Source organism: Shinella sp. WSD5-1, assembly GCF_963942435.1.
Taxonomy (GTDB): Bacteria; Pseudomonadota; Alphaproteobacteria; order Rhizobiales; family Rhizobiaceae; genus Shinella; species Shinella yambaruensis.
Window position 1 is genome coordinate 156,675 of the sequence record NZ_OZ012599.1, and the last position, 19,026, is coordinate 175,700.

A 19,026-nucleotide genomic window follows, 5' to 3' on the forward strand; every position below is an offset into this window, starting at 1 on the left:
TGTCGTCAAGCGATTTCCGCGGCTACCAGCACTTGGAAGAGCGTAAATCCCAAGCCTTATTTCCTGCCGGGAATCGAAATAATGTATTCTGATCAGTGAGATATGAAGAGTTCGAGCGGCTTGGCGGGAAGTTCGCTTGACAGAATTTCAAAATTGATCTGAAATGTCAGTGCAATGAAATTTTGAACGGCTGTGAGCGACATGAAACCGTACGACCCCCTGCAATTCTGGAATTTCCTGCGCTTCGGCCCGGGAAACGTCACCTATGCCTGCCCCGGCCTGAAGACGCTCTCGGTCTATTGCCGGGGCGAGCGCGCGCAGATGGAGCGCCTTCTGGACCCGCTGCCCTTCGAGCTGGCGGATGACCGCTTCGTCGTCTCCATCGCCGATTTCGGCAACAATTCCGGCCGCACCTATTTCGACGCCGCGGTCATCCTGCCGGTCCGATACGGCGAGCATGTCGGCGGCACCTACTATTTCGAATACGAGGACAAGCACACGACCGTCGCCGGCGGGCGGGAGCTGTGGGGGTATCCCAAGCATTTCGCCCGGATCGAACTGGAGGAGACGGCGACCGGCATGCGCGGCAAGACCTCGCTCTACGACGACGTCATGTTCGAGATCGCGGTGGATTTCGACCCCTCGGTCAGCCGCGAGGCCTGGGCGGACCTGCGCCTCTTCCCGCACTACCAGGTGCGTGCCGTGCCTGAGGTCAACGGGCCGGGTTTCCAGACCTTCGACATCATCAGCCGCAACACCATCAAGGACTACAAGCTGACGGAGCGCAAGGTCGGTCGCGGCCGCGTTTCCCTCGGCCCGACGATTTCGGTTGGCGGGGAACGGCTGCGGATCGCCGAGGTGCTCGGCGCCGAATATACGGTGGGCGATTTCGCCTCGACGCCGGAAAACGGCGTGCCGACCGTCGTCGCGTCGCTCGTTTGACGCATTTGCGGCGCCGGATCCGGTTTTGCGGATCCGGCGCCGATACCCGATAAAGCTCGACCAAAAAGGGGAATCACGACATGAGCAAGGTATCCACCAAGACACTCCTGGCCTCGGCCGTCTTCGCCGTGCTGGCGGCAGCGCTGCCGGCAAAGGCCGAAACGGCGGCGTTCGGCCGTTGCGAATTGAAGGAAGGCGCCGCCAAGCACGCGTTGAGCCCGGCCCACGAGGGCGTGCTGACCATCGCCGTGCCGCTGCCCTCGCCGCAGGCCTACCAGGGCAACACGCCGGAAACCATCGACGGCGGCTATCTCTATTGCCTCGGCGCGGAGATCGCCAGCCGTGGCGGCATCGGCAAGATCGTCGTCAAGAACGCCTCGTTCGAGTCCCTCGTAACGGGCAAGGCGTCCGATTTCGACATGTCGATCTGGGATCTCTTCCCCACCGACGAGCGCAAGAAGTCGGTCGATTTCTCCGGCAGCTACCGCTTCACCGATACCGGCGTGATCGCCAAGGCCGGCAGCGACGTGACGGCCAAGACACTGGGCGCCAAGCGCATCGGCGTGCTGCTCGGCTCGGTGCAGGAGAAATTCGTGCGCGAGAAGCTGAAGCCGACCGGGGACCTGCGCATCTTCCAGTCGAACGACGATATGTGGGCGGCGCTGATGGCCAACCAGATCGACGCGGCGCTGGCCGATACGGAAACGGCGCTGCCGCGCGCCACCGCCTCGAACGGCGCGCTGAAGGTGTTCGGCCGCTATCCGATCGGCGGGGACGTCGCGATCCTCTTCCCCAAGGGCTCCGCCAATGTCGCGCCCACCGATGCGATCCTCGCCGACATGCGCGCCGACGGCTCGCTCGCGGCGATCGAGGTCAAGTGGCTCGCGCCGATCCTCGGTGCGCCGGTCTCCAGCATCGAGGAGTGGACGACCGAATGACGGTGACGAAGAGCATCGACGCGCCGGCGCTGTCGGGAACGAGGGAGGGGGCGCACCAGACGCCCCCGCTTCCGATGGGCTGGCCCCTTGCCTTCGCCGCGGCGCTGGCCACGGCTTCGATCGGTATCGCCTTTCTTGCCGGCGGCAGCGTCGCGACGCTTGCCGGCGAGAGCATGCGGCTTGCCGGCGCGATTGCGGCCGCGCTCGCCGTGGCCTTCGCGCTTGGCATCCCCATGAGCCGCGCGTTGCGGGCGCGGCGCCTTTCGGCCGAGGCTTGGCGCGGGGGCGTTCCCGTCGCAGCGCGTGTCGAGGCGGCCCATGCCCGCCACCATGCCTTCACGGCGATGGGGCTCGGCCTGTTCCTTTTGCCCGTGCTCGCGGTCGCGACCTTCCTGACGATCAACGATGCGGTGGTCTACAAGACCTTTCTGCGCGGCGACGTCATCCTGGCGAGCCTTGTCGACGTCACCAAGGCCTTCGGCGCGAACCTCACGATCGCCGTCGCCGCGCAGGTCCTCTCCATGCTGCTCGGCCTGCTGCTCGCCATCGGCCGTTCGTTGCAGGGATCGAGCTTCGCGCTGGTGCGCGGCGTCTGCATCTTCTATGTCGATATCTTCCGCAGCCTGCCGGCCATCGTCATCATCTATCTCGTCTGCTTCGGCGTGCCGCTGATGGGCATTCCCGTGCTCAGCGACGGCGATCCGATGCTCTACGCCATCGTCGCGCTGTCCCTGACCTATGCCGCCTATAACGGCGAGCAGTTCCGCGCCGGCCTCAAGGGCATCCATCACAGCCAGATCTCCGCCGCCCAGTCGCTCGGCATCCCGCCCGGCGCAGTGCTGCGCCTCATCGTGCTGCCGCAGGCCATGCGCCGCATCGCCGGCCCCATGCTCGGCAATTTCATCGCGCTGCAGAAGGATACGGCGCTGGTGAACATCGTCGGCATCGTCGATGCCTTCACCCAGGCCAAGATCTATTCGGCCAACTACTACAATCTCTCGTCCGTCACGGTGGTCTGCATCCTCTTCATCGCCATCACCATTCCGCAGACCCGGCTGGTCGACTACCTCGTCGCCCGCGCCGACACCAAGGAGGGCCGCTGAGATGGCAAGGCCGCTGATCGAACTTGAGGGCATCGGCAAGTCCTACGGCACCTTCCGCGTCATCGACGGCATCGACCTCGATATCCCGCGCCATTCGGTCGTCTCGCTGATCGGTGCCTCCGGCTCGGGCAAGTCGACGCTGCTGCGCTGCCTCAACGGGCTGGAGGACATCCAGCAGGGCGAGATCCGGCTCGACGGCGAGGTGATCTCCGGCCTCGGCATCGACCACGTGGCGCTGCGCCGGCGCGTCGGCATGGTGTTCCAGAGCTACAACCTCTTTCCCCACATGTCGGTGCTCGGCAACTGCACGGTCGCGCCGGTCATCACCGGCGCCTGCGGCCGGGAGGAGGCGGAGGCGCGGGCGCTCGCCATGCTGGAGCGCGTCGGCATGCGCGACAAGGCGAAGGCCTTTCCCGACCAGCTTTCCGGCGGCCAGCAGCAGCGCGTCGCCATCGCCCGCACCATGATCATGCAGCCGGAGGTGCTGCTGCTCGACGAGATCACCTCGGCGCTCGATCCCGAACTGGTGATGGAGGTGCTCGATCTGGTGCGCGATCTGGCGCGGCAGGGCATGACGATGCTACTCACGACGCACGAGATGAGTTTTGCGCGGGAAATCTCGGATAAAGTATGCTTTCTCTACAAGGGCCGGATCCTGGAAGAAGGTCCGCCCGAGCAGGTGTTCGGCGCGCCGCGCGAGGCGGCGACGCAATCCTTCCTGCGCCGGGTGACGGCCGCAGGACGGCTATGAGGTGAAGGCGGGCGCGGGGCGCCTGCCGGGCAGGCAGTGAAGGACATGTCATGACGACCATCGCGGCGGGTGCGGCCATGCTGCCGGACAGCGACAAGGCGGCCAAATCGGAGGAGCGCTTCAGCGACAAGGTATACGGCATCCTGCTCGACCGGCTGGTGCGCCTGCATTACCAGCCCCTGCAGCCGCTCAACGAGCGGGAACTGACCGCCGAGCTGGATATCGGGCTTGCGCCGATCCGCGAGGCGCTGCGGCGGCTGGAGGGCGAGCATCTTGTGGTGATCTACCCCCGGCGCGGCATCTTCGCCGCCGATATCGGCCTGCGGGACCAGCAGTCGATCAAGGAGATCCGGCTGGAGATCGAGGGGCTGGCGGCCTCGCTTGCGGCCGTGCGCGCGACGACGCAGGAGCGTCAATCGCTGATGAAATTCGCCGAAAAGCTGGTGGAGGAGCGCGACATCTCGCTCCAGATCGCCGGGGACGCCGAGTTCCATCGTCGCATCTACCGCATGGCGCGTAACGACTATCTTGCCGCGATGCTGACGCAGAACTTCAATCTCGCTCTCCGACTCTGGTATTTCTGCAACCAGAGCGCACCTTCGCAGAGCCCCGAAGCGGTCGATCACCGGCCGCTCGCCGTCGCCATCCTCGGCGGCGACAGCGAGGCGGCGCGCGGCCTGATGCGGGCACATGTCGCCCATGATTCCGACCGCGTGCGCGATCTCCTGTTCAAGAGCGCCGGCTGATCGCGGCCCGGGCGGGCTTGCCGTTGCCGGGAGGCCGGGTTACACGGGGCCACAGGGCATCGACGCGATTGCCGGGGTAACGAGTTTGGCTGCTGACAACATGAAGGGTCCGGACGACGCCGATCCGCTGATGGTGCGGTCGGTGGAAAAGGCGTTTCGCGTGCTCGAGGCATTCGACGGCACGAACCGCAGCCTCAGCCTGGCGCAGATCGGCGCCAGTGTCGGGCTCGACAAGAGCGCGGCGCAACGCTTCACCCACACGCTGAACCGGCTGGGTTACCTGCGGAAGGACCCGGTGACGAAGCGTTTCGAACTCAGCCTGCGCAGCCTGGAGATGGCGCGCCATTTCATCACCGCCAACCCGATCGTCAACCAGGCGATGCCCTATCTCCTCCATCTCAGCCGCGAGACGGAGGAGGCGGTGAACCTGACCCTGCCGGACGGCGTGGATATCGTCTTCGCCGCCCGCTTCATGAGCCGGCACATGCTCAACACCGATGTGGTGGTGGGCACGCGCATGCCCGCCTTCTGCACGGCGCCGGGCCGGGCGATCCTTTCCCGCCTGCCGGCCGAGGAGGCTATCTCGCTCCTCGGGCGTTCGCCCCTGCAGGCCTTCACGCCGCAAACGGTGCACACGGTCGAGGCCCTTGTCGCGCAGCTCGATGCGGCCCGCCATGCCGGCTATGCCACGACCTGGGGCGAATTCTTCCCCGGCGATCTCTCGGTCGCGGCCGCCGTGCTCGACCAGGCCGGCCGGCCCGTGGCGGCAGTGAATATCGGAGTCTCCAACGCGCGCTACACGCCGGAGAAAGCCGAGGAGCTTTTTGCGCCGCTCGTCACCGCCGCCGCGCGCTCGATCTCGCAGGCGTCCCCGGCGTTCTGAAATCCTGACACAAGGTCTTTTCGCGCATCTCCGCCAGCCGGCGGCCGATCCTGCACGTCATGAAGAATCCCGTTGACAATTTCATGCATCGAAATACAATACATCGTATTAAATAGAAATACGGTGATTGACATGGCAGATTTCATCCTGACGCAGCAGCATGGCGCATGCCGTGTCATCACGCTGAACCGTCCCGAGGTTCTCAATGCCTGGCACGCGCAAATGCGTGCCGATCTCGTGGAGGCGCTGGAAGCTGCCGAAGAGGATGCGTCCGTCGGAGCGATCGTCATGACCGGGGCAGGGGAGCGTGCCTTCGGCGCCGGGCAGGACCTCAACGAGACCAAGACCTTCGATCCCGACCGCGCGGAAATGTGGATCGGCGAGTGGGAACGGCTCTACGACTGCATCCGCGGCCTGTCCAAGCCGCTGATCATGGCGTTGAACGGCCTCGCCGCCGGCTCGGCCTTCCAGGTCGCGCTGCTCGGCGATTTCCGCATCGGCCACGACGGCGTGAAGATGGGGCAGCCGGAGATCAATTCCGGTATTGCCAGCACCACCGGCCCGTGGGTCATGATGGAGATGATCGGCCTTGCGCGCACGACCGACCTCACGCTGAGCGGGCGTATGATGGAGGCGGCGGAATGCGCCGCGATCGGCCTGATCAACCGGATCGTGCCGCGCGAAGAGGTGCTTGCGGCAGCATTGGCGCTGGGCGAGGCGCTTGCTGCCAAGCCGCGGCTCGCCATGAAGCTCAACAAGCAGCGGTTCCGCGAAGTCACCGAGGCGCGCTTCCGCGATGCGCTCGCCGCCGGCGTGCGCAACCAGCGCATCGCCTATGGCGATGGCGAACCCAACCGGATGATGGAAAAGTTCCTCGCCGCGAAGTCCGGGGCGAAATCCGGCTGAACCGCGTCCGCTTTCGATATCAACGACGTTCCAGGACCTCAGCGTGCAAGACCAAGGTTTCGTTTCCCGCCTGCCGGCCCGCGCCGCCGCCTCGCCCGAGGCCATCTATGCGACCTTCGATGGCGAGCCGATCACCTTCGCGGATCTGCACCGCAAGTCGGACAGCGTGGCGGTCGAGCTGCGCCGCCTGGGTGTTGCGAAGGGCGATCGCGTGGCGCTCATGCTGCGCAACAGCCCCGACAGCCTTGCCGTCCTGTTCGCCATCGCCAAATGCGGCGCCGTCTGGGTGCCCGTCAATGTGCAGCTACGCGGCGACGGCCTGAAATATATCCTGGACCATTGCGATCCGCGCGTCGTCTTCGCCGACCGCGATCTCTTCCCGGACATCCTGGCATGTGGCGCCGACATGCGTGCCTTCCGGCTCGTCGCCGAGGCGGGAGAGGCGGATAGCCTCGATGGGCTCGCCGGCCGCGGCCATGTCTTTTCCGAACCGCTGCCCGCGGCGGACGACCTCTTTGCGCTGAACTATACGTCCGGCACCACCGGCCGGCCGAAGGGGGTGCGCGTCACCCACCGCATGCTGCGCTACGCCGCCGAAGGGGCGATGCTCTGCTCGGACGCGCGGGACGGCGACGTCTTCTTCGTCTGGGAGCCGCTCTACCATATCGGCGGCGCGCAGCTCATCCCGATCCCGCTGCTGCGCGAGGTCACGCTCGCCATGGTGCAGCGCTTCAGCGCCAGCCGATTCTGGGATCAGGTGCGCGCCTGCGGCGCGACGCAGATCCACTATCTCGGCGGCGTCCTGCAGATTCTCCTGAAGCAGCCGGAAAGCGGTCGGGACCGCGACCACAAAGTGCGCGTTGCCTGGGGCGGCGGCTGCCCGCGCGACATCTGGCGCGCCTTCGAGGAGCGCTTCGGCACGCCGCTGCGTGAATGCTACGGCATGACGGAATCCTCCAGCATCACTACGTTCAACGCCGCCGGCATCGTCGGGTCGGTCGGCACGCCGGTGCCGTGGCTTTCGGTGGAAATCCGCGATGAGCAGGGAGCGCCCGTGGCGGCGGGCGTGCCGGGCGAGATCGTCGTCCATCCGCGTCGGGAAGGCGCGGTCTTCGCCGGCTATTTCCGCAACGAGGAGGCGACGGCGAGGGCGCTGCGCCCGGACGGCTTCCATACCGGCGACCTCGGCAGCATCGACGCCGACGGCAACCTTTATTTCCTCGGCCGCCTGACGGACAGCGTGCGGGTGAAGGGCGAGAACGTCTCGGCCTTCGAGGTGGAGCACGTCGCCGGCAGCCATCCGATGGTGGAGGATTGTGCGCTGATCGGCGTTGCGGCCGAGGTCGGCGAGCAGGAGATCAAGCTCTTCATCAAGCCGAAGGCGGGAGCCGCCATCGATTTGCCGGCCTTCTCCGCCTGGCTCGGCCAGCGGCTCGCCCCGTTCCAGAACCCCCGCTACCTCGCCGTGGTCGACGATTTCGAGCGCACGCCGAGCCAGCGCATCATGAAGCACCGGCTGCCCGCCTCTGTCGAAGGAAGCTGGGACAGGCGGCAGGCTCAAGGCCTCGAGAGGAGAAACGCAGAATGAAGGCCGCCGTTCTCTATGGCTACAACGAGGACCTGGTGATCGAGGATGTGGCGATCGGCGAGCCGGGCGACCGCGAAGTCCTCGTGCGGATCATCGCCACCGGCGTCTGCCACAGCGACCTCAGCGCCGCCAGGGGCAAGTCGCGGCCGAAGCTGCCGATCATCCTTGGGCACGAGGCGGCCGGCATCGTCGAGCGCACCGGCTCGGCCGTATCCAAGGTCCGGAAGGGCGACCATGTCATCCTCTCCTGGGCGCCGAACTGCGGCGAATGCTTCTATTGCCACAAGCGCCTGCCGACCATGTGCGACACCTATGGCGAGGCCGCCGGCGGCGGCACGCTCTGGAACGGCGCGCAAAGGCTCGGCAACGCCGAAAAGCCAGTCCATCACTTCACCTGCGTGTCGAGCTTTGCCGAATTCGCCGTCGTGCCGGAATCGGGTTGCGCGCGGATCGAGAAGGACATTCCCTTCGAGGTGGCGGCGCTCGTCGGCTGCGCGGTGACGACCGGCTTCGGCGCCGTCGTCAACGATGCGCGCGTCGAGCCCGGCGAGGTCGTCGGTGTGATCGGCGTCGGCGGCGTCGGCATCAACGCCATCCATGCGGCATCGTTGGCCGGCGCGGAAGCGGTCGTGGCGATCGACATCAACCCGGAAAAGGAAGCGGTCGCCCGCTCGTTCGGGGCGACGCACTTCCTCAATTCCGCGACGCAGGACGTCACTGCGGAACTCAAGGCGCTGAGCCGCGGCCGTGGCCCGGACAGCATGATCGACTGCACCGGCCGGCCGGCGGCCATCGCACTTGCCTATGACGGCGTCCGGCTTGGCGGCGCGGTGATTTCCGTCGGCATCGCGGCGAAGGGCGAGATGGTTTCCCTGCCGGCCTCGACGCTGCCGAACACCCAGAAGCGCATCATCGGCAGCAATTACGGCGGCGGGGTTCCCGAGCGTGATTTCGAGCGCATCCTTGGCCTCTACCGGGCCGGACGCTTCGACCTCGACCGCCAGGTCGGTGAGCGCGTGCCGCTGGAGCGGATCAACGAGGCCTTCGGTTGGCTGGAGCAGGGCGTTCTTGCCCGCACGCTCGTGTGCTTCGACCGCTGACCCATCCTATCGAACGAGGAAGACATGTATCCCGATACCCAACTCTTCATCGCCGGCAAATGGATCAATGGCGCGGGCGGCGAGACGCTGCCCGTCCTCAACCCGGCGACCGGCGGCGAGATCGGCCGCGTCGCAAAGGCGGCGACGGCCGACATGGATCGTGCGCTCGCCGCCGCCGCTGCGGCTTTCGCCATATGGCGCAAGACGACCGCGCGTGAGCGCGCAAAGCTGCTGCATGCCGCTGCCGACAACCTGCGCGCCCGTATCGAGGAGATCGCGCCGATCCTGACCATGGAGCAGGGCAAGCCGCTTGCCGAAGCCCGCTCCGAACTGCGCAATGCCGATGACGTGATCCGCTGGTTCGCGGAGGAGGCGATCCGCTCCTATGGCCGCATCATCCCGGCGCGCAGGCCCGGTATGCAGCAGATGGTCATGAAGGAGCCGATCGGCGTCGTCGCGGCCTTCACGCCATGGAACTATCCGGTCGCCCAGGCCATCCGGAAGATCTGCGCGGCCCTTGCGGCAGGCTGCACCGTCATCCTGAAGGCCGCAGAGGAGGCGCCCGCATCCTGCGCCGCGATGATCCGCGCCTTCGCCGATGCGGGCTTTCCGGACGGGGCGGTCAACCTTCTCTACGGCGTACCCTCGGAAATCTCCGAATATCTCATTCCACACCCGACCATCCGCAAGGTCTCGTTCACGGGCTCGACGCCGGTCGGCAAGCACCTGACGGCGCTTGCCGGCGCGCATATGAAACGGGTGACGATGGAACTCGGCGGGCACGCGCCCTGCATCGTCTGCGCGGATGCGGACCTCTCCTCCGCCGTCTCGATGCTCGCCGGCCATAAGTTCCACAATGCCGGCCAGGTCTGCATCGCGCCGACGCGCGTGTTGGCGGAAGAACCCGTCTATGAGACTGTGCTCGACGGTTTCGTCGCCGCGGCGAAGGCCGTGAAGGTGGGGGACGGGCTCTCGCAAGACGTCGACATGGGGCCGATGGCGAATGCGCGCCGGCTCGACGCCATGGACCGCCTGATCGGCGACGCCGTCGCGCGGGGCGGCCGCCTCCTGGCGGGCGGCAGCCGCATCGGCAATGCCGGCTTCTTCTTCGAGCCGACGGTGCTCGCCGACGTGCCGCAGGATGCGGCGATCATGAACGAGGAGCCGTTCGGGCCGGTGGCGGTCGTCAACCGTTTCGCGACGGTCGACGCGGCGATCACTGAAGCGAACCGGCTGCCCTTCGGCCTTGCCGCCTATGCCTTCACGCGGTCCCAGAAGAACGCGCAACGCTTTGCCGAGGACATCGAGACGGGCATGCTCTCGATCAACGACTATGGTCTTGCCTATGCCGAGGTCCCGTTCAACGGGGTGAAGGATTCCGGTTACGGCTCCGAGGGCGGGCCGGAGGCGCTGGAAACCTTCCAGTCCATAAAGTTCGTTTCGCAGACGAATCTATAGAAATCACTCAAATGAAATCTTGACTTCATTTTTTCATTAGTGTGAACTTCTGCTTGACATGAACATACAGGAAAGACCCGATCTCCGATGTCTCAGCAGGCCTATTCCCTCCCGCAGCGCGCGCCCCTCTACCAGGCGCCGCCGTTCGACTACAAAGCCTTCAGCAAGGTCAGCGTGTTCTGCCGTGTCGACGAGGCGGCGATCCGCGCGGCGCTGCCCGCGCCGTTCGATGTCAGGGGCGACGTGATCGAGTTCTTCATCATGGACGTTCCGGCGGGCGGTTCGCTCGGCACCTATGCCGAGGGCGGCATCGTCGTACCGATGAGCTACAAGGGGCGCCCGGGCGGCCATGTGCTCTACGAGATCGTCACCAATGACGACTCGATGGCCGTCGGACGCGAGGTCTGGGGCTATCCGAAGAAGATGGGCGAAGTGGACTGGAAGGCGAGCGAGGCGGCGGTCACCGCGAAGCTGTCGCGCCGAGGCACCTCGCTGATCGAGATCGACTTCAAGGCCGGCGGCCCTGCCTTCGACAAGCCCGTTCTGCAGCCGCGCTTCCAGACCCGCATCATCCCGTCGCCGGAAAGCGCTGCCGTCGAGACCCAGATCATCGAGAATTCGCTGGGCCAGTCCGAAACGCTTCGCCATGCCTATGGCACGGTCGACCTCAAGATCGGCGGCAATGCCGGCGATCCGTTCTCCGATTTCCAGATCCGCGAGATCGTCGGCGCGGAAATGATCGTCGCAAATTTCGTGCTCGCCTTCGGCAAGATCGTCGGCTGAAGGGACAGCTACAGGGAACCGTACACATGATGTGTGCAAAAGCGCCCGAAAAAATGTTCAGGCTCGATGAAAAGCGGGTCTTCATCACCGGTGGCGGCGGCGGCATCGGCCGCGCGGCGGCGCGGATGTTCGCTGCCTTCGGGGCGCATGTCGTGGTTCTCGACCGGGATGCGGCGGCGGCGGAAGCCGTCTGCCGGGACGTGACGGAGACCGGCGGCGCGGTGACGGCCGCTGCCCTCGATGTCACGGACGAGGCGGACGTCCTCGGCGTGTTCGCCGCTGCGGAACGGCAGGCTGGCGGCCTCGACATCCTCGTCAACAATGCGGGCATTTCGATCCGCCGTCCGTCGACGGAGCTTGCGCTGGAGGACTGGAACAGCGTCGTCTCGGTCAACCTGACGGGCATGTTCCTTTGCTCGCGGACGGCGGCGCGCTCCTGGATCGGCCGTGGCGTTCCGGGCGTAGTGGTCAACACCGCGTCGATCATGAGCTATTCGGGCGGCGGCCTGCACCCGAACGTCTCCTACCAGTCGACCAAGGCCGGCGTGGTGAACCTTACCCGCACGCTTGCGGTCGAATGGGCCGGCAGCGGCATTCGTGTCAACGCGGTCGCGCCCACCTGGGTCCGCACGCCGCTGATCGACCATCTGACCGCGGATGCGGCACAGATGGAGAAGATCCGCAGCCTGACGCCGCTCGGCCGTCTTGCCGAGCCGGACGAAGTGGCTGCGGCCATGGTCTTCCTGGCCGGGCCTGCATCGGCGATGACCACCGGTCATGTGCTGGCGGTCGACGGTGGTTATCTCGCGAAATGAGGAGGTCGGACGAAAACGTCAAGTAGTCGCATGCCCGGTCACTGTCGTGAAGAATGCATATAATAATTTCACGCATGCGTTGCCCGGATGGGAGTTCCGTGCAACCAATCGCACCAAACGAAAGGGGAACCTTATGACCAGAAACCGTGTACTTCTTTCCGCCGCCCTGCTGTTGGCATCGAGCGTGCTGCCGGCCATGGCGGACGATATCGTGCTGGGCGGCAGCGCCCCCATGTCGGGTGCGCAGGCCGAGTTCGGCCAGTCGCAGATCGACGGCGCCCAGCTTTATTTCGACCAGCTCAACGAGAAGGGCGGCATCAAGGGCAACAAGGTGGTGTTCCGTCCGCTCGACGACCGCGCCGACCCGCGCCAGGGCACGCTCGTCGCCCAGCAATTCTGCGACGACAGCGCCGTGATCGGTGTGATCGGCCACATGAACAGCGGCGTCACCATGCCCGCGCTCGACATCTATTCCGAATGCGGCATGCCGCAGGTCGTGCCCGCCACCAATCCGGAACTGATGCGCATGGGCTTCAAGACCGTCGTGCGCCCCGTGGCCAACGATTTCGTGCAGGGCGCGCTGCCGGCGAAGTACGTGACGGAGAAGCTCGGCCTGAAGACCGCCGTTCTGGTGCATGACAAGACCGTCTTCGGCCAGGGCATCGCCGGCGTGTTCAAGGACAATTTCGAAGCTGGCGGCGGCAAGGTCTCCGGCACCCACGGCACGAATCCTGAGGATGTCGACTTTTCCGCCCTGATCGCATCGATCAAGCTGGAAAACCCCGATGTCGTCTATATGGGCGCCGGCATGCCGCAGCTTGCCCTGTTCCTCAAGCAGATGCGCGAGCAGGGCCTGAAGGCGCAGTTCATCGGCCCGGATATCGGCTTCACCGTCGATTTCATCACGCAGGTTGGGGCGGCCTCCGCCGAAGGCGCGCTGATGACGTTCCAGCTGCCGCCCTACGATTCCTCGCCGGAGCTGAAGGACTTTTCCGAACGCCACCAGGCCCGGTTCGGCCGGGCGCCCGGCCCCTATGCCTCGCTCGGCTTTGCGAATGCCCAGGTCATGGCCGCCGCCGTCGAGAAGGCCGAGACGCTGGACCGCGAGGGCGTGCTTGCCCAGTTGCACGGCGTGACGGTCGACACGCTGCTCGGCCCGGTCGCCTTCGACGAGAACGGCGAGAACACCACCGCGCCGATGTATCTCTATGTCGTCAAGGACGGCAAGTTCGAGCTGATCAAGCAATAACGGCCGGACGCATCGTCAATGGGGCCGGCGCTGCCGCGCCGGCCCGTCGCAGAGAGGCGATCCCCTTGTTCGACTATTTTCTCCAGCAACTGATCTTCGCGCTCGCGATCGGCGCGATCTACGGACTGATCGCCCTCGGCTATACGATGGTCTACGGCGTGATGCGCCTGATCAATTTCGCGCACGGCGAGTTCTTCATGCTCGGGCCGTATGTCTACACCTTCATCTTCAGCGGCCTCGTCGGTCTCGGTGGGCTTGCGCCGGTGCTGGATTCGGCCATCGCCATCGTCGCGAGCTTCGTGATCATCGGCCTTCTGGGCGTGGCGATCGAGCGCTTCGCCTATCGGCCGCTGCGTGCCTATGGCCGGCTGGCGCCGATGCTGAGCGCGCTCGGCATGTCCATCGTGCTGCAGAGCGCGGTGCGCGTGACGGTCGGCCCGCAGCCGGTGCATTTCCCGGCGATCGTGCCGAGCACGCCGATCGCGGCGCTCGGCGGCATGGTGACGACGGTGCAGCTCGGCATCCTTACCGCCGCGGTCCTGCTGATGGTCGGGCTCACGCTCTTCGTCAACGGCACGCGCCTCGGCATCTGGATCCGCGCGGCCTCCGAGAGCTGGACGACTTCCAGCCTGCTCGGCATCCGTGTCAACCGTGCCGTCAGCCTCGTCTTCTTCATCGGCCCCGGCCTCGGCGCGATGGCGGGCATCATGTACGCTTCCTATTACGGTATCATGCAGCCGACCATGGGCTCGGTCATCGGCCTCAAGGCCTTCACCGCGGCCATTCTCGGCGGCATCGGCTCCATCCCGGGGGCCATGCTGGGCGGTTTCCTGCTCGGCGCGATCGAGACCTTCGGCACGGCCTTCCTGCCGATCCTCTCCGGCGGCCTCATCGGCACGGAATATAGGGACGTCTTCGCCTTCGCCGTCCTCATCCTCGTTCTTCTGTTCAAGCCTGCCGGCCTGCTCGGCGAGACCGTCTCGGAAGAAACGACCGTCGCAAAGAAGGATTACTGAGTCATGGGGAACCCGGTGATCGTCCGTCGGATCGGCCTTCTGGCAGTACTGGCGCTTTGCGTGGTCCTGCTGGCGCTCGTGCCCAAGCTTCCGCCCTACTACGTCCGCGTCGTGGACAGCATCCTGATCTACATCATCCTCGCCGTCGGGCTCAATCTCGTGGTCGGCTATGCGGGCCTGCTCGATCTCGGCTTCATCGCCTTCTACGCGGTGGGCGCCTATGCCTATGCCTTCCTTGCCAGCGGCCAGTTCGACATCCACCTGCCGTTCATCGTGATCCTCTTCATCGGCGCCGCCGTCGGGGCGCTTGCCGGCATCCTGCTCGGCTTTCCCGTGCTGAAGCTGCGCGGCGACTATCTCGCCATCGTCACCTTGAGCTTCGGCGAGATCATCCGCATCGCCATCAACAATGCCGACGACCTGACCAACGGCCCGCAGGGCATTGCCGGCCTCGACCGGGCAAGCCTCTTCGGCCTGCCGCTGACGAGCCCGGTGCATTTCTACTGGCTGCTGCTGGCGCTGGCGATCATCGTCTGTGCAGGCGTCTACTACATGGAGCGCTCGATCCTCGGCAAGGCGTGGCGGGCGATGCGCGAGGACCAGGATGTCGTGCGGGGCCTCGGCATCAACACGACGACGCTGAAGCTGCTCGCCTTCGCGCTGAGCGCGGCGATCGGCGGTGCCGGCGGCGTGATCTTCGGCTCGTTCCAGCGTTTCGTCAGCCCGGAAAGCTTCACCTTCCAGGAATCGCTGCTCGTCGTGCTGATCATCATCATCGGCGGCGTCGGCAACATCGTCGGCGTCATCGCCGGGGCCGTGGTGCTCGTCATCCTGCCGGAAGTCCTGCATTTCGCCGCGCAATACCGCCTGCTGATCTACGGGATCGTGCTCGTGGCGGTCATCGTGCTTCGCCCGGGCGGCCTCGTCTCGCCCCGCTTCAACCTCGGCTTCATCGTTCGGAAGGTTCGGTCGCTATGGCTCTCGCCCTCGAAAACGTAAGCAAGCATTTCGGTTCGCTGGTGGCGATCAGGAACCTCACGCTATCCTTCGACGTCGGCTCGATCTACTCGATCATCGGGCCGAACGGGGCGGGCAAGTCGACCGTCGTCAACATGATCGCCGGCTCCTATTCCGTCACCTCGGGCGCGATCCGGCTCGGCACGACCGAACTCAGCAGGCTGCCGAAGCATCGCATCGCCCAGCTCGGCGTCGCACGCACCTACCAGAACCTGCGCCTCTTCGACGGCATGACGGTGCTGGAAAACCTGGAGGTGTGTTTCTTCCCGCAGTCCTGGATAAGCTTTCTCAGCGGGACGAAACGCCTCGGCAAGGCCGAGCGCCTCGACATCTGCCATGCCTGCCTCGCCGAGTTCCATCTGTCGGATGTGGCGGACGTGCTCGCCGGCGACCTGCCGTACGGGCGGCAGAAGATCCTCGAACTGGCGCGCGCCTTCGTCACGCAGGCGCCGATCGTGCTGCTGGACGAGCCGGCGGCGGGTCTCAACCATACCGAGACGAAGGACATGGCGGCGATGATCGCCGGCCTGAAGCGCGCAGACCGGGCGATCATCCTCGTCGAGCACGACATGGACATGGTCATGTCGATTTCGGACCGGATCGACGTGTTGAACTACGGCGAGCTGCTTTGCTCCGGCACGCCGGATGTGGTGCGCGCGAATGAAAGGGTGCAGGAGGCCTATCTTGGAACCACGGAAGAACTCGACGACATCCGCAAGCTTGCTCAAGGTCGCCGGGCTCAAGGCGGGCTACGGTCGAACGCAGGTATTGTTCGGCATTGACCTGGAGGTCCGCGCCGGCGAGATCGTCACGATCATCGGCGCGAACGGTGCCGGCAAGACCTCGACGCTGCGCTCCATTTCCGGCCTGACGCAGGTCTATGCCGGCGAGATCGAATTCAAGGGACGGCCGATCAGGGGGCTGCCGCCGGAGGAGATCACCCGCCTCGGCCTTGCCCATTGCCCGGAGGGGCGCCAGATCCTCCAGCGGCTGACGGTCGAAGAGAACCTGCTCGCCGGCTATCTTCCCGGCCGAGGGCGCAGCTTCGACGAGATCCGCACTGAGGTCTACGACATGTTCCCGATCCTCAGGGAGCGGCGCCATTCGCTGGCGAGCCGGATGAGCGGCGGGCAGCAGCAGATGCTGGCGATCGGCCGCTCGCTGATGGCGACGCCCGAGCTCCTCATGCTGGACGAGCCCTCGCTCGGCCTTGCGCCGAAGATCATCAACCAGATCTTCGAGATCATCATCGGCCTTTCCAAGTCCGGCATCAGCCTTATCGTGGTGGAGCAGAATGCGGCCGTGGCGCTGGAGATCGCCGACTACGCCTATGTGATAGATGCGGGCCGGTGCTCGGTGGAAGGCGGGGCGCACAACGTGCTCAACGATCCCGACCTCAAGGCGGCCTATCTCGGCGCTTGAGGCCGGAGGGGGAGAGGACGGATGCAAAAACGGGAAAACTCCATCCTGGTCACCGGAGCGGCGTCCGGCATCGGACGCGCCATCGCGCATGCGCTGGCCGCGCAGGGCGCGGCGCTGACGCTGTTCGACCGGGACGCCCCGGCCTTGCGCGCGGTGGCCGATGCCTGCCGCGCGGCAGGTGCCGCGGTCGTGGACGTTGCGGGAGACGCATCGTCGGATGCCGATATGGCGTCCGCCGTGCGGCAGGCCGTGGAGGGGCACGGCTTCCTGTCCGGCGCGGTGGCGGCCGCGGGGATCGCCCGCAAGGGCGATGTCACGATGCTCTCCGACGAAACATGGCAGGCGACGCTGGCGGTCAACCTGACGGGACCCTTCCTTCTCGCGCGCCACAGCGTGCCGTATCTTCTGCGCAACGAGGCTTCCGCATTCGTTGCGATCAGCTCGGATTCCGGCGTGCGCGGCTCGCGCGGCTATGCCGCCTATTGCGCGTCCAAGCACGGCGTCGTCGGCCTGATCCGCTGCATGGCGCTCGATCACGGCCCGCAGGGCCTGCGCAGCAATGTCGTCTGCCCTTCCTTCGTCGATACGCCGATGGCAGACGGCCTGCTGCGGGAAGGGGGCGGGACCTACGACCGCGCATTCTACGAACGGCGCGTGCCGCTCGGCCGCTTTGCCCGGCCGCAGGAGGTTGCCGATGCCGTGCTCCATCTTCTTTCGCCCCAGGCAAGTTATGCCAATGGCATGGTCTATGTGCTCGACGGCGGCACCACCGCCGGCACCTTTGGATGAGGTCCTCAGGTGGGGACAATCGCGCCGCCAGCAGCGGCGGCAAGCGCATGACATTGACTTCATGAAGTGTTTGTTCGATTTCATCATGCAAGTGAATTCGTTAGGTTATGCTCAATGCCAAAATCCACTTCCGAGGCGCGGACGCCGGACCATGTCGGCAAGACGCTGCGTGAACTGCGCCGCTCCCGCCGCATCACCATTCAACAGCTTGCCGATGGCCTCAACCGGTCGACAGGCTATGTCAGCCAGCTCGAACGCGGCCTATCCCAGCCGACGCTGAAGGACCTTTACGCTGCCTGTACCATCTTCGGCGTGCCGATGAGCTGGTTCGTCGACCTGGAAGAGAAACAGCCGGAAGCGGAGCGCGAGAAGGATATCGTCGTGCGTGCCGGCCAGCGCCGTTTCATGCTGCATCGGGGCGCACGCACCGAACTCCTGACGCCGCAGCTCGATTCCGACGTCGAATTCATGATGTCCACCTTCGAGCCGGGGCTTGAGACGGAGCTGAAGAACGTGCCGACGGCCGGCGCCGAATACGGCTACATCCTGAAGGGGCGGCTGGAATTGTGGGTGGACGAGGAGAAGTTCGATCTCCTGGAAGGGGACAGCTACCGCTTCAACCGCTCCTCGACCTATCACTCGCGCAATCCATCGAAGACCGAACCGACCATCATCATCTGGGTCGGCGTCTATAAATAGCCGCCGGCCGAAGCAGCGGGCCATCGCCATGACGACATCGTTTCCGGACCCCGCGGCTTTCGTCGGCAAGGTCGCCTTCATCTCGGGCGCCGCCTCGGGGATCGGGGCCGCGACCGCGGGCAGGCTCGCCCGTCTCGGCGCACGGCTCGTCCTGGCCGATCGCGACGCTGAGCGGCTTGCTGCCTTTGCGGCGCAGCTGGCGACGCAGGACGTGCTCGCCCTTAATGTCGACGTGACGTCCATGGCAAGCGTCGAGCAGGCGGTTGCCGCCGGCATTGCCCGTTTCGGCGGGCTCGACCTCGCGGTCAACTCCGCCGGCATCGACCTGCCGCGCTGCGCGACGGCACACTATCCGGCGGAGGATTGGGACAAGGTCATCGCGGTCAACCTGACCGGGGTGTTCAATGCGGTGCGCAACCAGATACCGGCCATGCTCGCGCGCGGCGGCGGCTCGATCGTCAACGTCTCGTCCATCATGGGCTTTCGCGCCTTTGCCGGCCAACCCGCCTACACGGCCGCCAAACACGGCGTCATCGGCCTTACGAAGGCGGCCGCGCTCGATCACGCGGCGCAGGGCGTGCGTATCAACGCTGTCGCGCCGGGCTTCATCGAGACGCCGCTGCTTGCCCATCTCAGCGAGGAGAAGAAGCAGGAGGCGGCGATGCTTCATCCGGTGGCGCGCCTCGGCCAGCCGGACGAAATCATGAGCGTCATCCTCTTCCTGCTGTCGGACGCGGCCTCCTTCGTCACCGGTGCCTGCTACGAGGTCGATGGCGGCTATCTGGCAAGGTGATCGCCGCGGTGGTCCGACACGCGCTCGA

Annotated in this window: 20 protein-coding genes; all 20 read left to right on the top strand. The window is 65.7% G+C overall.

The features are described 5' to 3' along the window. Positions 1 to 201: 201 nt before the first annotated feature. The 20 genes from AABQ55_RS29425 (at position 202) to AABQ55_RS29520 (ending at position 18,998) form a co-directional block, all read left to right on the top strand. Positions 202 to 942 (top strand): acetoacetate decarboxylase family protein, encoded by a 741-nt coding sequence (locus AABQ55_RS29425; RefSeq protein WP_272808600.1) that lies wholly within the window; start codon positions 202 to 204, stop codon positions 940 to 942. Positions 943 to 1,022: 80 nt separating this feature from the next. Beyond that, positions 1,023 to 1,880: an ABC transporter substrate-binding protein gene (locus tag AABQ55_RS29430; RefSeq protein ID WP_272808601.1), complete on the top strand. Its 858-nt coding sequence runs from the start codon at positions 1,023 to 1,025 to the stop codon at positions 1,878 to 1,880. Beyond that, the gene (locus AABQ55_RS29435; protein WP_272808602.1) at positions 1,877 to 2,983 is read left to right on the top strand and encodes an amino acid ABC transporter permease; all 1,107 of its coding nucleotides are present in this window, start codon (positions 1,877 to 1,879) and stop codon (positions 2,981 to 2,983) included. The genes AABQ55_RS29430 and AABQ55_RS29435 overlap by 4 nt, the downstream gene beginning before the upstream one ends. A 1-nt stretch (position 2,984) precedes the next feature. Then, complete coding sequence (locus AABQ55_RS29440) at positions 2,985 to 3,734, top strand: amino acid ABC transporter ATP-binding protein (protein WP_272808603.1); 750 nt, start codon at positions 2,985 to 2,987, stop codon at positions 3,732 to 3,734. Between the two features lie 50 nt (positions 3,735 to 3,784). After that, positions 3,785 to 4,480 (top strand): GntR family transcriptional regulator, encoded by a 696-nt coding sequence (locus tag AABQ55_RS29445; protein WP_272808604.1) that lies wholly within the window; start codon positions 3,785 to 3,787, stop codon positions 4,478 to 4,480. Between the two features lie 85 nt (positions 4,481 to 4,565). Then, positions 4,566 to 5,363, top strand: coding sequence for an IclR family transcriptional regulator (locus tag AABQ55_RS29450; RefSeq protein ID WP_272808605.1), 798 nt, complete (start codon positions 4,566 to 4,568; stop codon positions 5,361 to 5,363). A gap of 132 nt (positions 5,364 to 5,495) precedes the next feature. Beyond that, complete coding sequence (locus AABQ55_RS29455; protein ID WP_272808606.1) at positions 5,496 to 6,269, top strand: enoyl-CoA hydratase/isomerase family protein; 774 nt, start codon at positions 5,496 to 5,498, stop codon at positions 6,267 to 6,269. Positions 6,270 to 6,312: 43 nt separating this feature from the next. Then, positions 6,313 to 7,857, top strand: a complete 1,545-nt coding sequence (locus AABQ55_RS29460; RefSeq protein WP_272808607.1) for an AMP-binding protein — start codon at positions 6,313 to 6,315, stop codon at positions 7,855 to 7,857. Further along, positions 7,854 to 8,957, top strand: a complete 1,104-nt coding sequence (locus AABQ55_RS29465; protein ID WP_272808608.1) for a Zn-dependent alcohol dehydrogenase — start codon at positions 7,854 to 7,856, stop codon at positions 8,955 to 8,957. Before AABQ55_RS29460 ends, AABQ55_RS29465 begins: the two co-directional genes overlap by 4 nt. Positions 8,958 to 8,981: 24 nt before the next feature. After that, positions 8,982 to 10,415 carry an NAD-dependent succinate-semialdehyde dehydrogenase gene (locus AABQ55_RS29470; protein ID WP_272808609.1) on the top strand — a complete coding sequence of 478 codons (1,434 nt, stop codon included), beginning with the start codon at positions 8,982 to 8,984 and terminating at the stop codon, positions 10,413 to 10,415. 87 nt (positions 10,416 to 10,502) lie between these two features. Continuing rightward, positions 10,503 to 11,198, top strand: coding sequence for an acetoacetate decarboxylase family protein (locus AABQ55_RS29475; protein WP_272808610.1), 696 nt, complete (start codon positions 10,503 to 10,505; stop codon positions 11,196 to 11,198). Positions 11,199 to 11,251: 53 nt separating this feature from the next. Then, the gene (locus AABQ55_RS29480; protein WP_272808611.1) at positions 11,252 to 12,013 is read left to right on the top strand and encodes an SDR family NAD(P)-dependent oxidoreductase; all 762 of its coding nucleotides are present in this window, start codon (positions 11,252 to 11,254) and stop codon (positions 12,011 to 12,013) included. Positions 12,014 to 12,146: 133 nt separating this feature from the next. Then, complete coding sequence (locus AABQ55_RS29485) at positions 12,147 to 13,262, top strand: branched-chain amino acid ABC transporter substrate-binding protein (RefSeq protein WP_272808612.1); 1,116 nt, start codon at positions 12,147 to 12,149, stop codon at positions 13,260 to 13,262. A gap of 65 nt (positions 13,263 to 13,327) precedes the next feature. Beyond that, entirely contained in the window at positions 13,328 to 14,278 is a 951-nt protein-coding gene (locus tag AABQ55_RS29490; protein WP_272808613.1) for a branched-chain amino acid ABC transporter permease, read from the top strand. Positions 14,279 to 14,293: 15 nt separating this feature from the next. Beyond that, positions 14,294 to 15,277 carry a branched-chain amino acid ABC transporter permease gene (locus tag AABQ55_RS29495; protein WP_272808614.1) on the top strand — a complete coding sequence of 328 codons (984 nt, stop codon included), beginning with the start codon at positions 14,294 to 14,296 and terminating at the stop codon, positions 15,275 to 15,277. Then, entirely contained in the window at positions 15,253 to 16,077 is an 825-nt protein-coding gene (locus AABQ55_RS29500) for an ABC transporter ATP-binding protein (protein ID WP_244768646.1), read from the top strand. The genes AABQ55_RS29495 and AABQ55_RS29500 overlap by 25 nt, the downstream gene beginning before the upstream one ends. Continuing rightward, positions 16,016 to 16,717 carry an ABC transporter ATP-binding protein gene (locus tag AABQ55_RS29505; RefSeq protein ID WP_244768647.1) on the top strand — a complete coding sequence of 234 codons (702 nt, stop codon included), beginning with the start codon at positions 16,016 to 16,018 and terminating at the stop codon, positions 16,715 to 16,717. The genes AABQ55_RS29500 and AABQ55_RS29505 overlap by 62 nt, the downstream gene beginning before the upstream one ends. A 21-nt stretch (positions 16,718 to 16,738) precedes the next feature. After that, positions 16,739 to 17,506: an SDR family NAD(P)-dependent oxidoreductase gene (locus AABQ55_RS29510; RefSeq protein ID WP_272808615.1), complete on the top strand. Its 768-nt coding sequence runs from the start codon at positions 16,739 to 16,741 to the stop codon at positions 17,504 to 17,506. 114 nt (positions 17,507 to 17,620) lie between these two features. Next, positions 17,621 to 18,205 (top strand): helix-turn-helix domain-containing protein, encoded by a 585-nt coding sequence (locus AABQ55_RS29515; RefSeq protein WP_244768649.1) that lies wholly within the window; start codon positions 17,621 to 17,623, stop codon positions 18,203 to 18,205. A gap of 28 nt (positions 18,206 to 18,233) precedes the next feature. Continuing rightward, positions 18,234 to 18,998 carry an SDR family NAD(P)-dependent oxidoreductase gene (locus AABQ55_RS29520; protein ID WP_272808616.1) on the top strand — a complete coding sequence of 255 codons (765 nt, stop codon included), beginning with the start codon at positions 18,234 to 18,236 and terminating at the stop codon, positions 18,996 to 18,998. Positions 18,999 to 19,026 lie beyond the last annotated feature (28 nt).

What these genes read in the sequence shown, in the direction of transcription:
- AABQ55_RS29435 (WP_272808602.1), top strand. Translation starts at nt 1,877, where the DNA reads ATGACGGTGACGAAGAGCATCGACGCGCCGGCGCTGTCGGGAACGAGG.
- AABQ55_RS29485 (WP_272808612.1), top strand. Translation starts at nt 12,147, where the DNA reads ATGACCAGAAACCGTGTACTTCTTTCCGCCGCCCTGCTGTTGGCATCG.
- AABQ55_RS29480 (WP_272808611.1), top strand. Translation starts at nt 11,252, where the DNA reads ATGTTCAGGCTCGATGAAAAGCGGGTCTTCATCACCGGTGGCGGCGGC.
- AABQ55_RS29465 (WP_272808608.1), top strand. Translation starts at nt 7,854, where the DNA reads ATGAAGGCCGCCGTTCTCTATGGCTACAACGAGGACCTGGTGATCGAG.
- AABQ55_RS29440 (WP_272808603.1), top strand. Translation starts at nt 2,985, where the DNA reads ATGGCAAGGCCGCTGATCGAACTTGAGGGCATCGGCAAGTCCTACGGC.
- AABQ55_RS29455 (WP_272808606.1), top strand. Translation starts at nt 5,496, where the DNA reads ATGGCAGATTTCATCCTGACGCAGCAGCATGGCGCATGCCGTGTCATC.
- AABQ55_RS29475 (WP_272808610.1), top strand. Translation starts at nt 10,503, where the DNA reads ATGTCTCAGCAGGCCTATTCCCTCCCGCAGCGCGCGCCCCTCTACCAG.
- AABQ55_RS29500 (WP_244768646.1), top strand. Translation starts at nt 15,253, where the DNA reads ATGGCTCTCGCCCTCGAAAACGTAAGCAAGCATTTCGGTTCGCTGGTG.
- AABQ55_RS29445 (WP_272808604.1), top strand. Translation starts at nt 3,785, where the DNA reads ATGACGACCATCGCGGCGGGTGCGGCCATGCTGCCGGACAGCGACAAG.
- AABQ55_RS29470 (WP_272808609.1), top strand. Translation starts at nt 8,982, where the DNA reads ATGTATCCCGATACCCAACTCTTCATCGCCGGCAAATGGATCAATGGC.
- AABQ55_RS29510 (WP_272808615.1), top strand. Translation starts at nt 16,739, where the DNA reads ATGCAAAAACGGGAAAACTCCATCCTGGTCACCGGAGCGGCGTCCGGC.
- AABQ55_RS29515 (WP_244768649.1), top strand. Translation starts at nt 17,621, where the DNA reads ATGCCAAAATCCACTTCCGAGGCGCGGACGCCGGACCATGTCGGCAAG.
- AABQ55_RS29425 (WP_272808600.1), top strand. Translation starts at nt 202, where the DNA reads ATGAAACCGTACGACCCCCTGCAATTCTGGAATTTCCTGCGCTTCGGC.
- AABQ55_RS29430 (WP_272808601.1), top strand. Translation starts at nt 1,023, where the DNA reads ATGAGCAAGGTATCCACCAAGACACTCCTGGCCTCGGCCGTCTTCGCC.
- AABQ55_RS29520 (WP_272808616.1), top strand. Translation starts at nt 18,234, where the DNA reads ATGACGACATCGTTTCCGGACCCCGCGGCTTTCGTCGGCAAGGTCGCC.